General features: G+C 69.2%; 9 protein-coding genes. 3 read left to right on the forward strand and 6 right to left on the reverse strand.

The features are described 5' to 3' along the window. Nucleotides 1-27 precede the first annotated feature (27 nt). Nucleotides 28-1,497 carry an aldehyde dehydrogenase gene (locus AC5Y30_RS08890; RefSeq protein WP_499917752.1) on the reverse strand — a complete coding sequence of 490 codons (1,470 nt, stop codon included), beginning with the start codon at nt 1,495-1,497 and terminating at the stop codon, nt 28-30. A gap of 95 nt (nt 1,498-1,592) precedes the next feature. Beyond that, entirely contained in the window at nt 1,593-2,360 is a 768-nt protein-coding gene (locus tag AC5Y30_RS08895; protein ID WP_499917753.1) for a class I SAM-dependent methyltransferase, read from the reverse strand. A gap of 65 nt (nt 2,361-2,425) precedes the next feature. On the opposite strand from AC5Y30_RS08895, the gene AC5Y30_RS08900 reads away from it, so the two are divergent. After that, nucleotides 2,426-3,592: a glycosyltransferase family 4 protein gene (locus AC5Y30_RS08900; protein ID WP_499917754.1), complete on the forward strand. Its 1,167-nt coding sequence runs from the start codon at nt 2,426-2,428 to the stop codon at nt 3,590-3,592. Here AC5Y30_RS08900 and AC5Y30_RS08905 read toward each other — a convergent pair. Further along, nucleotides 3,572-5,290 carry an MmpA family trehalose lipid delivery protein gene (locus tag AC5Y30_RS08905; protein ID WP_499918228.1) on the reverse strand — a complete coding sequence of 573 codons (1,719 nt, stop codon included), beginning with the start codon at nt 5,288-5,290 and terminating at the stop codon, nt 3,572-3,574. The genes AC5Y30_RS08900 and AC5Y30_RS08905 overlap by 21 nt on opposite strands. A 21-nt stretch (nt 5,291-5,311) precedes the next feature. Further along, on the reverse strand, nt 5,312-6,616 hold the full coding sequence (gene pgfA / locus AC5Y30_RS08910; protein ID WP_499917755.1) for a cell envelope lipid trafficking protein PgfA: 1,305 nt from the start codon (nt 6,614-6,616) through the stop codon (nt 5,312-5,314). Nucleotides 6,617-6,785: 169 nt separating this feature from the next. On the opposite strand from pgfA, the gene AC5Y30_RS08915 reads away from it, so the two are divergent. After that, on the forward strand, nt 6,786-7,958 hold the full coding sequence (locus AC5Y30_RS08915; RefSeq protein WP_499917756.1) for an acyltransferase family protein: 1,173 nt from the start codon (nt 6,786-6,788) through the stop codon (nt 7,956-7,958). On the opposite strand, the gene AC5Y30_RS08920 is transcribed toward AC5Y30_RS08915, so the two are convergent. Together AC5Y30_RS08920 and AC5Y30_RS08925 are read right to left on the reverse strand one after the other, a co-directional pair. Further along, the gene (locus AC5Y30_RS08920; RefSeq protein ID WP_499917757.1) at nt 7,955-9,427 is read right to left on the reverse strand and encodes an AMP-binding protein; all 1,473 of its coding nucleotides are present in this window, start codon (nt 9,425-9,427) and stop codon (nt 7,955-7,957) included. The two genes, AC5Y30_RS08915 and AC5Y30_RS08920, sit on opposite strands and share 4 nt — an antisense overlap. Continuing rightward, nucleotides 9,420-10,400, reverse strand: coding sequence for a phosphotriesterase family protein (locus AC5Y30_RS08925; protein WP_499917758.1), 981 nt, complete (start codon nt 10,398-10,400; stop codon nt 9,420-9,422). Before AC5Y30_RS08925 ends, AC5Y30_RS08920 begins: the two co-directional genes overlap by 8 nt. 124 nt (nt 10,401-10,524) lie before the next feature. Between AC5Y30_RS08925 and AC5Y30_RS08930 the strand changes: the two genes are divergently transcribed. Further along, entirely contained in the window at nt 10,525-12,225 is a 1,701-nt protein-coding gene (locus AC5Y30_RS08930) for an acyl-CoA dehydrogenase family protein (RefSeq protein WP_499917759.1), read from the forward strand. Nucleotides 12,226-12,239: the final 14 nt, after the last annotated feature.

Genomic DNA, 12,239 nt, shown 5'->3' on the forward strand with positions numbered 1-12,239 from the left:
CCCTGGCGTGACACTGCGCGTCAAGCCCTAGCTTTCGACGGTGTAGCCCATCGGCATCAGCACGCTCTTCTGTTGCGTGAAGTGCTCGACGCCCTCGGGCCCGTTCTCGCGGCCGATGCCGGAGTTCTTGTAACCGCCGAACGGGCAGCACGGGTCGAACGCATACCAGTTGATGGCGTAGGTCCCGGTGCGGATCTTCTCCGAGATCTCGATGCCCTTGGGAATGTCGGTGGTCCACACGCTGCCGGCCAAGCCATACGCCGAGTCGTTGGCGATCTTGATCGCGTCCTCCTCGGTGTCGAACGGGATGATGCTCAGCACCGGCCCGAAGATCTCCTCCTGGGCGATCGTCATCTTGTTGTCGACGTCGGCGAAGACGGTGGGCTGCACGAAGAAGCCGCTGTCCAGGCCCTCGGGACGGCCACCGCCGCACACCAGCCGGGCGCCCTCCTCGATGCCCTTGGCGATGTAACCCTCGACGCGGGCGCGCTGCTTCTCCGAGATCAGCGACCCGATCTGGGCGGCCGGGTCCGACGGCGGCCCAACCGGTAGCGCCTGCACGAATTGACTGACCGCATCCACGATTTCGTCGTAGCGCGAGCGGGGCGCCAGGATGCGGGTCTGGCCCACGCAGGCCTGCCCGGTGTTCATGATGCCGGAGAACACCAGCATCGGGACCGCCGACGCCAGGTCGACGTCCTCGAGGACGATCGCGGCCGACTTACCGCCGAGCTCGAGCGTGCACGGCTTGAGCATTTCCGCGGCGCGCCGGCCGATCTCCTTGCCGACGCCGGAGCTGCCGGTGAACGTGAACAGGTCGACGTCTGGGTTGGAGGTCAGCGCCTGGCCGGTCTCGATGCCGCCGGGCACCACCGACAGCACGCCTTCGGGCAGGCCGGCCTCGACGAAGATGTCCGCCAAAGCATTTGTGGTCAAAGGTGTTTCGGCGGCCGGCTTGAGCACTACGGTGCAGCCGGCCAGCAACGCGGGGCCCAGCTTGTTGACCGCCAGGAACAGCGGCACGTTCCAGGCCACGATCGCGCCGACCACGCCGATCGGCTCGCGGTGCACGATGGTCTGTCCGTAGGAGCCGTTGCGGATCTCGCGCCACTTGACCTGGTCGACGGCCGGGCCGGCGAAGAAGTTCATCGCGCCCATCGAGCCCATCCAGTGCATCGTCTCGATGGTGGTCGGCGGCTGGCCGGTCTCGCCGGCGAGCAGCGCGCTCAGCAGCTCCTTGCGCTCCTCCATCAGCTTGGCGGCGTTGGCGATGACGGCCGCGCGTTCCTTCGGCGGCGTCGTGGGCCAGGGGCCGTTGTCGAAAGCGGCGCGGGCCGCGGCGACCGCCGCGTCGACGTCGGCCGCTGCCGCCAGGGGCGCCTTGCCGAAGTACTCACCGGTGGCCGGACAGCGCACCTCGATCACCTTGGAGGTCGACGGCTCCGTCCACTTGCCGCCGATGAAAAGCTTGTCGTATTCGGTCTTGATGTCGGTCATGTTCCGCCGCTCCTCCTCATTGCTCCGCGCTGCATCGTCGCCGCGGGCATGCGCGCCACCCTACCCAAGCCAGAGCAAAACGAGAACACGTTTCACTATTGGGGTTGCAGGACCAGCACCAGATTGCTCACCAGGAACTCGCGCAGCACCGGCACACCCGTCAGCCACCATGCCCATCGTGGGTGGTAGCGGGGAAATGCGGCTACCAGGGCCCCGGTGTTCTCGGCCCAGCTCAGCCCCTCCGCCACCGACACCCCAAACAACGACGACCCGTAGTCGTTTTTGGGTCGGTGGCCGTGTTTGCGGGCGTAGCGCGCGGCGGCGCGGGCGCCGCCGAGGTAATGGGCCAGGCCCGTCTCGTGACCGCCGAACGGCCCCAGCCAGACGGTGTAGGACAGCACGGCCAGCCCGCCCGGCCTGGTCACCCGCAGCATCTCGGCGCCGAGCTGCCAGGGCCGCGGCACGTGCTCGGCGACGTTGGAGGACAAGCAGATGTCCACGGAGTCCTCGGCGAAGGGCAGCGCCATTCCCGAGGCCCGCACGAAGGTCCCCGTCCGGGCGGCGACGGCGGGCCCGGCCGCATGCATCTCGCTGGGGTCGGGTTCGACCCCGACATAGCGCAGGCCGGCATCGGTGAAGGCCGCCGCGAAGTAACCCGGGCCGCCGCCGACGTCGAGCAGCGTGCGGCCGCAAAGCGGCTCGCCGTGGGCGGCCCGCCACAGGTCGCTCACCATGGCCGCCGTGTCGGCCGCCAGGGCGCCGTAGAAGCGGGCCGGATCCGGCTGCTCGTAGCGAAACTCCGACAGCAGCCGCATGGAGCGGGCCAGCGTCGCCCGGCGCGCGAAGATGTCGGTGGCCGCCACCGGCCACACCCTACGGATGTGTGGCGCTGCCCGATGCACATCCTCGCCGGTTAGGCTGACGACCGATGTCTTCCTTGCGCTCCGTGCTGCTGCTGTGCTGGCGCGATACCGGGCACCCCCAGGGCGGCGGCAGCGAAGCGTATTTGCAGCGCATCGGCGCGCAGCTGGCCGCATCGGGAATCGCCGTCACGCTGCGCACCGCCCGCTACCCCGGGGCGCCGCGCCGGGAGGTCGTCGACGGCGTGCGAATCAACCGGGCCGGCGGCCGCTACTCGGTGTACGTCTGGGCCCTGCTGGCGATGGCCTCGGCGCGGCTGGGGCTCGGGCCGCTGCGCGCGGTGCGGCCCGACGTGGTCGTCGACACCCAGAACGGCCTGCCTTTCCTGGCCCGGCTGATCTATGGCCGCCGCACGGTGGTGTTGGTGCACCACTGCCATCGCGAACAGTGGCCGGTGGCCGGGCCCGTGCTCGGCCGGCTCGGCTGGTTCGTCGAGTCGACGCTGTCGCCGCGGGTGAACCGGCACAACCAGTACGTCACGGTGTCGCTGCCGTCCGCGCGCGACCTGGTGAGCCTGGGCGTCAACGGCGCGCAGATCGCGGTGGTGCGCAACGGTCTTGACCGCGCGCCCGCGCAGTCGCTGACGGGCCCGCGGTCGGCCGCGCCGCGGGTGGTGGTGCTGTCGCGGCTGGTGCCGCACAAGCAGATCGAGGACGCCCTGGAGGCCGTCGCGCGGCTGCTGCCGCGGATCCCGGGGCTGCACCTGGACATCGTCGGCGACGGCTGGTGGCGCGACCGGCTCGTCGAGCACGTGCGGCGGCTCGGCATCGGTTCGGCGGTGACGTTCCACGGGCATGTCGACGACGTGACCAAACACCATGTCCTGCAACGGGCGTGGGTGCACCTGTTGCCCTCCCGCAAGGAGGGCTGGGGTCTGGCCGTCGTGGAGGCGGCCCAGCACCGGGTGCCGACCATCGGCTACCGGTCCTCGGGCGGCCTGTCGGACTCGATCGTCGACGAGGTGACCGGGATCCTGGTGGACAGCCACGCCGAGCTGGTGGACCGGCTCGAAGAACTGATCGCCGATCCGGTGCTGCGCGACCAACTGGGCGCCAAGGCGCACACCCGCAGCGGTGAATTCTCCTGGACGCAGAGCGCGGACGCGATGTGCGGCGTACTGGAAGCCGTACGGGCCGGCCGCATGGTCGGCGGGCTAGTCACCGGGCGGGACTGAGCGGGTGCGGCGACGCCACGCGCCGATCATCGCGCCGGCGCCACCGCCGATCAGCATCGTCAGCCACGCGAGATGTGCGACCATCGTCGCCGTCCGCCGCCCGGCCGCCACCCCGGCGGTCTGACCGCCGATCCGGTAGAGCGCAATCTCGTGGTCGCGATAGGCGGGGGCCACCGCGTTCAGCGTGCGCGCGGCCGCCCCCATGTCGCCCGCGCTGTCGGATTCCACCACCAGCCAGGCCACGCCCGCAGCGGCCAGCGCCGCCGGATCGGATCCGGACAGCAGGAGCTCCTGCACCGCCCGGGCGTGCGCTCCCTCCCCGGCAATGGTGGTCCCCGAGATCACCAAATCACCGGTGCTGAGCACGTCGGCACGCACCCAGCGGGGCAGCGGGTCCAACACCGGCGCCGGGCCCGACCAGGAGAACAGCCGCATGGTGCCGGCGGGCAGCACCGCGACCGCCCCCGGCTGGGCATCGATCACCGCGGCGACGGCGGTCCAGCCGCGCGGATAGCACACCGGCGCCACCTTGCCGAACACACCCCAGGCCAGGTCGGGCAGGGCCAATAACAGCGTCAGGCAGCAGACCAGCGCCGGGGCGGCGCTCGAGGAAAGCCGTAGCCACCGGCGCAGCGTCACCACCGCACCGGCACCCGCCAGGGCGTAGCCGGGCACCGCCAGCGCTACCCACTTCTGGCCGTCACGCAGCACCCCGAAACCGGGCACGGCGTCGACCACCGCGCTCAGCAGCGCCACGCCCGGGCCAGTCGCCAGCGCCGCCGGCACGAGCACGGACACCGCCGCCAGCACCAGCAGCGGCACCACCGCCGGGCGCCGGATGATCGTCGGTAGGCCCGCCGCCACCACCCCCAGCAGCACCACGGCCGAGAACACCGCGAAAAGCGTTGTGCGCGAACCTGGTACTGCGTCGCCGTTCCAGATGCCGCCGAGACTGGCCAGGCTGGCCAGGGTGCCCAGCCCGGGCTCGGCGCGCGGCGCGAACGCCTCGACCCCGAGCCGGTTCGCCGCCGTGTGGGCGGTCAGCGACGATCCCGCCACCGACGCCGTCAGCCAAGGCAGCGCCGCCACCAGCGCGGCACCCGACGCCGCCGCGGCGCACCACCGGCGCGACCGGCCGGTACCGGGCGCCGCCGCGCAAACCAGCGCCACCGTCGCGGCCAGCAGTAGCCCGGTCGGGGTCAGCCCGGCCAGCGCGACCCAGAAGGCCAGCCCGCAGAACACAGACCGGTTCGCCGCCGTCGTCCGCAGCGCCAGGACTGCCGACGCCACCCAGGGCAGACAGCCGTAACCGACCAACAGGCTCCAGTGCCCCTGCAGAAGCCGTTCGGCGACATAGGGATTCCAGATCGCCACGGTGGTGCCGACGAACTGGCCGGAAGCGCCCGCGCACGGCAGCGCAACCGCGATCAGCCGGGCCGCCCCCCACCCCGCCAGCCACAGCCCGAGAATCAGCAGGGCCTTGACGACGATGCCGCCGTCGACCAGATGGGAGGCCAGCGCCACCGCGAAGTCCTGGGGTGTGGCGCGCGGCGCCGCCGTCAGCCCCAGCGCGGTGTCGGAGAGATACGACCGCGGCGTCGACACCGCGTCGCGCAACAGCAGGTAACCGGGCGCCAGGACCGGCCCAACCACCAGCAGCGCCAAGACCAGTGCGTACCCGGGCCGGGTCCAGCGCACGGTCAACGCATCCGAGCCGGGCTATTCCCGGTCGTGCGGGCCGGGCGGATGCGGCTCGGCCGGTCCCGCCTCGGTGGGCGCGTCCGGCCCGGCCTTCCCGGGTAAGACAGGTGGTTCGGAGCCGGGCGGACCGGACTCTTCACGCGCCTCGGGACGCTGGGTGGGCAGCTTCTCGGTCTCGGCTTCGGCGCCCGGCACCCGTTCCTCGAGGCCGCTGCGGCCGAAGAAGTCCTGGTCGCCCCGGTCGAGACCGGGATCGGTCAGCGCGCTCTCGCTGCGCAGGCTGAACGAGGCGAGCAGCCCGCCGCCGATCAGTGCGATCAAACCGACCGCGGTGAACGTGATCGGCAGCACCCGCGACCACAGCGCCAGCCGGTCGCGCTCGTCGCGGGCCGCGTTGACCTGGGATTCGACGGTGTCTTCGTTCGAGGTGACCTTGTAGTCGGCGAGGGTGAGCTCCGGCTTGAGCGGGTCGCGGGCGAAATAGTGGTCGGCGTGCTCGGTCTGCTTGACGATGGTGCCCGACACCGGGTCCACCCAGAATGTGCGCTGCGCCGCGTAGTAGCGGGTCATGGTGATCTGCTCGTTCGGATCGCCGCCCTGGACGCCCCACATCGACGCCGAGGTGGTCTGTTTGGCGTCCTCGTTGCCGGCCAGCAGCGACGGGTACGCGACCGGAGCCACCAGCTTGCCGTCGGAGTTGTAACCGACGTTCTGGGTGAACTTGTACGTGGAAAGCCCGTTGACGTCTTCCTGGGCTTCATAGTTGACGTCGAACGCCTTCTGCGCGATCGGATCGAAGTAGGGGTAGGTCTTCTTCTCGGTGTTGAACGGGAACCGGTAGGACAGCCCGTCGTGTCGCAGCGGCATCGCAGTGGGCGGGTTCTCGTCGTTGACGGCGCGCGGCTTCTGGACCGAGCCGCCGGCATGGGTGTCGTCCGAAACGGCCAACGCGGTCTTGCGATTGAGCGTGACGGTGTCGACGATCGCCAGCAGCAGCCCGCTGTCCTTCTGTTTGTCGGTTCGCCGCAACGAGCTGCCGACCTGCAGCGTGACCACGTCGGCGTTGGCGGGGGACTCGACGCTGATCTGCCGCTGGGAGACGAGCGGCACGTTCTGGTTGACGACGACGTGGTCGGTCGACAGCGACGAGGAGTCCAGTGCCGTCCCGGTGCCGTCCCCGACCAGCGTGGCATCGATGTCCAGGGGAACCTTGGTGATCCGGCTGGTGGTGTACGTCGTCAACAGCAGCGCGGCGATCAGCAGGGCAGCTCCGAGGCCGATGATCCCGCATGCGGCGAACCGCAACATGACTGCTCGGTTCACGTCGCTGTGCCCTCCTCGATTCCTTGCTTCATCAGCCGCGACCCGACCCGAGCAGCAGCCCGGGGCAAACTCGTTTGACCCTAACAGCAGAAAGTAAGGCGGCGGCTTACCAACCTGTTGAGGTCCCCCCGGTGTACCCATTCGGCGTGCATGGCACCACAGGCACACTGTGGTGGTGAGCGATGACCAGCGGGTGGGCGGGGTGCGCAGCTTCCTGCCGGCCGTGGAAGGCATGCGCGCCTGCGCGGCCATGGGCGTCGTCGTCACGCACGTCGCGTTCCAGACCGGGCACTCCAGCGGCGCCACCGGCAGGCTGTTCGGCCGCTTCGATCTCGCCGTGGCGGTGTTCTTCGCGTTGTCTGGTTTTCTGCTGTGGCGCGGACATGCCGCGGCGGCAAGGGATCTGGGTCCCCGCCCGGCCACTGGCCACTATCTGCGGTCCAGGGTGGTCCGCATCATGCCCGCCTATGTGGTCGCCGTCGTCGTGATCCTGACCCTGTTGCCCGACGCCGATCACGCCAGCCTGACGGTGTGGTTGGCCAACCTCACGCTCACCCAGATTTACGTGCCGCTGACGCTGACTGGCGGCCTGACCCAGATGTGGAGCCTGTCGGTGGAGGTCAGCTTCTACCTGGCGTTGCCGATTCTGGCCCTGCTGGCCCGCAGGCTGCCGGTGCGGGCCCGGGTGCCGGCGATCGCCGCGCTGGGGGCCCTCAGCTGGGCGTGGGGCTGGGCGCCCATTCATACCGGGTCCGGCACGAATCCGCTCAACTGGCCGCCGGCGTTCTTCTCCTGGTTCGCCGCCGGCATGCTGCTGGCCGAGTGGGTGAACAGTGGGGTCGGGGTGCCGCATCGCATCGCGCGCCGGCGCCTGGTGATGGCCGCCGTCGCGGTCATCGCGTACCTGATCGCGGCGTCACCTCTGGCCGGTCCCGAGGGTCTGGTGCCTGGCACCCCCGGCCAGTTCGCGGTGAAGACCGCGATGGGCTCTGTGGTGGCCTTCGCGCTCGTCGCCCCGCTGGTGCTCGATCGGGTGGACACGCCGCATCGCGTCCTGGGGACCACCGCCATGGTGACCCTGGGGCGGTGGTCCTACGGGCTGTTCGTGTGGCACCTGGCGGCGCTGGCCATGGTGTTCCCGGTGCTCGGGACGTTCCCGTTCACCGGCCGCATGCCCACGGTGCTGGTGCTGACGCTGATCTTCGGATTCGCGATCGCCGCGGTGAGCTACGCGCTGGTCGAGTCGCCGTGCCGAGAAGCGTTGCGCCGCTGGGAGAAACGCGACAGGCCGGACGAAAAGGCCCAAGCCGTCGACGCCGAGGCGGACGCGATCGCGCCCTAGCTCGCCTCCGCGGCCGCCAGGCGCTCCAGGATCTCGGCGCGCACCGCCGAGCGGCGGGCCTTGCCGGCGTCGTCGCGCAGCGGGGTGTCGACGAACTCGACGGTGTGCGGCACCTTGTGCCCCGCGACTTGTTCACGCAGAAACTCTTGCACCCCAACGGAATCCAGCTCCGAACCGTCGATCGGATGCACAAGCGCGTATGGCACCTGGCCGAGATCCTCGTGCGGGACACCGACGACCAGGCAGGACAACACATCCGGGTGCGCCGACAGCGCGTTCTCGATTTCGGCGGGGTAGACGTTGCGGCCGCCGACGGTGAACATGTCGACGCGGCGGTCCGAGAGAAACAGGAAGCCGTCGGCGTCGAAATAGCCGAGATCGCCCAGCGAGTCCCAGCCGTCGCGGGTCTTCGCCGTGGCGCCGACGTAGCGGTAGGTGGGCGCGCTGCCCGGGCCGGGCCGCATGTAGATCTCGCCGACCACGCCGGGCGGGCAGGGGTTGCCGTCGTCGTCGAGCACCTTCATCTCGCCGGCGACCACAACGCCGACCGAACCGCGGTGCGCCAGCCACTGGTCCCCGGAGATGAACGTCAGCGCCTGTAATTCGGTGCCGCCGTACAGCTCCCATACTTTCTCCGCGCCCAGCAGGTCGATCCACGCCTGCTTGATGGCCGGCGGGCAGGGCGCGCCAAGGTGCCAGAACCGCCGGATCGAGGACAGGTCGTAGGCATCCGGGTCGGCCTGGTAGACCGGTAGCGTCCGCTGCATGATCGTGGGCACCGTCGTCAGGAACGTCACGCGATGGTCGGCGATCAGCCGCAGAAACCGCTCCGGTTCGAACCGGCTCATCAGCACCAGGTGATGGCGCATCAGCAACGCGATCGTCGCGGTGGTGAAGCCGGTGTTGTGCGACAGCGGCACCGGCACCAGCGTGGTGTCGCCCTCCTGGGCGCCCAGCGGATAGCCGATCGCCGACGGTATCCGGCTGTCGCCGCCGGACTCGATCAGCTTGGGCCGCCCGGTGCTGCCGCCGGATCCCATCGCTTTCCACACCGGCGAAACCGCCTCCGGCAGCGGGGCGTCGGACAGCGCCGGATCGGGCGTGAAATCCATTGGCACGCTGGGTATCTGGCGATGCTCGCGCCCGACCAGCAAGGCCGGCGGTCGCAACTCGAGCAAGCCCGCCAGCTCCGCGTCGGGCAACCGCGCCGATAGCGGCTGCGGCACCGCGCCCAGCTTCCAGCACGCCACCGCGGCCTGGATCCACTCGATTGAGTTGGGCAGCACCATCGTCACGTAATCGCCGACACCGACACCGCGCTCGGCGTAGGCGCGGGCCAACCAATTCGTCGAGCGGTCGAGTTGGGCGCGGGTCAGGGTCACCCCGTCGCAGGTGACCGCCGGCTCGTCGGGCGCGAGTTCGGCCAGCGCCGAAATCTGCGTACCGATCGGCGGGATCGGCTCACTCATACGCGCCCTGTCGCTCGAAGATGCGGCGCGGGTTCTCCACCAACATGGTGTGCAACTGCTCGTCGGTGACGCCGCGTTCCTTGAGCGCCGGGATGACGTCGTTGTGAATGTGCAGGTAGTGCCAGTTCGGGGCCATCTGCGGCACCAGCTCCTCGGGGAGCGCGTCGAAGTAGCAGTTGGCGTCGTGCGAGAGCACCATCCTGTCGGCATGCCCGCGCTCGCACATCTCCGCCACGATCCGGACCCGCTCCTCGAATGGTGAGATCACGTCGAGGCCGAACCGGTCCATGCCCAGATACGATCCGGCCGCGATGAGCTCTTCGAGATAGCCGATGTCGGTGCTGTCGCCGGAATGCCCGATGACCACCCGGGTCAGGTCGACGCCCTCTTCTTCGAAGATGCGCTGCTGCTCGAGGCCGCGCCGCAGGCCGGCGTGGGTGTGCGTGGAGATCGGCACCCCGGTGCGTTTGTGCGCCTGGGCGACGGCGCGCAGCACCCGCTCGACGCCGGGGGTGATGCCGGGCTCGTCGGTGGCGCACTTGAGGATTCCGGCCTTGATGCCGGTGTCGGCGATGCCCTGTTCGATGTCGCGCACGAACATCTCGGTCATGATCTCCGGGCCGCCCAGCAAACCCCCTGGACCCTCGTAGTGGAACCGGAAAGGCACGTCGTTGTACGTGTAAAGCCCCGTTGCCACAACGATATTCAGCTCGGTCCCGGCTGCCACGCGGGCGATGCGCGGGATGTAGCGGCCCAGGCCGATCACGGTGAGGTCGACGATGGTGTCCACGCCACGGGCCTTCAGCTCATTGAGCCGGTCGATGGCATCGGCGACACGCTGGTCTTCGTCACCCCACGCTTCCGGATAGTTCTCCGCGATCTCGGTGGTCATGATGAACACGTGCTCATGCATGAGGGTCACGCCTAATGCGGCGGTATCGATGGGCCCGCGAGCGGTATTGAGTTCTGACACGCCACTGATGCTAGGTCGGCCGGCACGTGACCAACAGAGCCGTTTTGCTTCAGGTGCCCCGAGGGCCGCCCTATTGCAGTACCGTCACCCTCGTCTTGGTCGAGAACCCGCTGGGAGTCACGTCATGTTGCTCAATCCGAATAACCTGCAACGCCGGTACCCAGACCGTCGCTCGGGGGAGATCATGGCCGCGACGGTCGACTTCTTCGAGTCGCGGGGCAAGGCCCGGTTGAAGTCCGACGATCACGAACGAGTGTGGTACTCGGAGTTTTTGGACCACATCGGCCGGGAGCGCATCTTCGCGTCATTGCTGACCCCGAGCGCCTACGGGGCCGACGACTGCCGCTGGGATACCTACCGGATCAGTGCGTTCGCCGAGATCGTCGGCTTCTACGGGCTGAACTACTGGTATCCCTTCCAGGTCACCGCGCTGGGCCTGGGCCCGATCTGGATGAGCGCCAACTCCGATGCCAAGCGCAAGGCGGCCGCGTTGCTCGAAGCCGGCGAGGTCTTCGCCTTCGGCCTGTCGGAACAGACGCACGGCGCGGACGTCTACCAGACCGACATGAATTTGACGCCTTCGCTGGATGGCGGCTGGACCGCCACCGGGGAGAAGTACTACATCGGCAACGCCAACGTGGCCCGGATGGTCTCGACCTTCGGCAAGTTCGACGGCACCGACGAGTACGTGTTCTTCGCCGCCGACTCCCAGCACGATCGCTACGACCTGATCAAGAACGTGGTGAACTCGCAGAACTTCGTGGCCAACTACGCGCTGCGCGACTACCCGGTCACCGAGGCCGACATCCTGCACCGCGGTCCCGAGGCCTTCCACGCCGCCCTCAACACCGTCAACGTCTGCAAGTACAACCTCGGCTGGGGCGCGGTCGGCATGTGCACCCACGCGATGTACGAGGCCGTCACCCACGCGTCCAACCGCATCCTCTACGGGACCGTCGTCACCGACTTCACCCACGTGCGCCGGCTGCTCACCGACGCCTACGCGCGGTTGGTCGCGATGCGGCTGGTCGCCACCCGAGCGTGCGACTACATGCGCAGCGCGTCGGCCGAGGACCGCCGCTACCTGCTGTACAGCCCGCTCACCAAGGCGAAGATCACCAGCGAAGGCGAACGCGTGATCACGGCGCTGTGGGATGTCATCGCCGCCAAGGGCGTGGAGAAGGACACCATCTTCGAGGCGATGACGCGTGAAATCGGGCTGCTGCCAAGGCTGGAGGGCACGGTCCACATCAACATCGGGCTGCTCGCCAAGTTCATGCCCAACTTCCTGTTCGCCCCCAACAGCGCGTTGCCGTTGCTCGGCCGCCGGGACGACGCGGCCGACGACGCCTTCCTGTTCGCGCAGGGGCCCACCGGCGGGCTTGGCAAAGTGCGCTTCCATGACTGGCGCGCGCCGTTCGACAGCTTCGGGCATCTGCCCAACGTCGCGCTGCTGCGCTCGCAGATCGACGTGCTCGCCGACATGCTGGCCGGCGCGACCCCGGATGCCGCGCAGCAGAAGGACATCGACTTCGCCTTCGCCGTCGGCCAGTTGTTCGCGACGGTCCCCTACGCCCAGCTCATCCTGGAGGAGGCCGGGCTGTCGGGCGTCGACGAGGCGTTGATCGACGAGATCTTCGCCGTGCTGGTCCGCGACTTCAACGCTTACGCCGTGGAGTTGTCCGACAAGCCCGCGACGACGGACGAACAGGCCCGCTTCGCGCTGCGGATGATCCGCCGGCCCGCCCACGACCCGGCGCGCTACGACCAGATTTGGAAGGATCACGTCCTTCCGCTGAATGGCGCGTACGCGATGCGGCCGTGAGCTGGCGCTCCCGC

The organism is Mycobacterium sp. NGS27, assembly GCF_059813005.1.

Bases quoted from the DNA above. Each gene is read 5' to 3' on its own strand.
- AC5Y30_RS08900 (WP_499917754.1), top strand. From the start codon at position 2,426: ATGTCTTCCTTGCGCTCCGTGCTGCTGCTGTGCTGGCGCGATACCGGG.
- AC5Y30_RS08930 (WP_499917759.1), top strand. From the start codon at position 10,525: ATGTTGCTCAATCCGAATAACCTGCAACGCCGGTACCCAGACCGTCGC.
- AC5Y30_RS08920 (WP_499917757.1), bottom strand. From the start codon at position 9,427: ATGAGTGAGCCGATCCCGCCGATCGGTACGCAGATTTCGGCGCTGGCC.
- AC5Y30_RS08890 (WP_499917752.1), bottom strand. From the start codon at position 1,497: ATGACCGACATCAAGACCGAATACGACAAGCTTTTCATCGGCGGCAAG.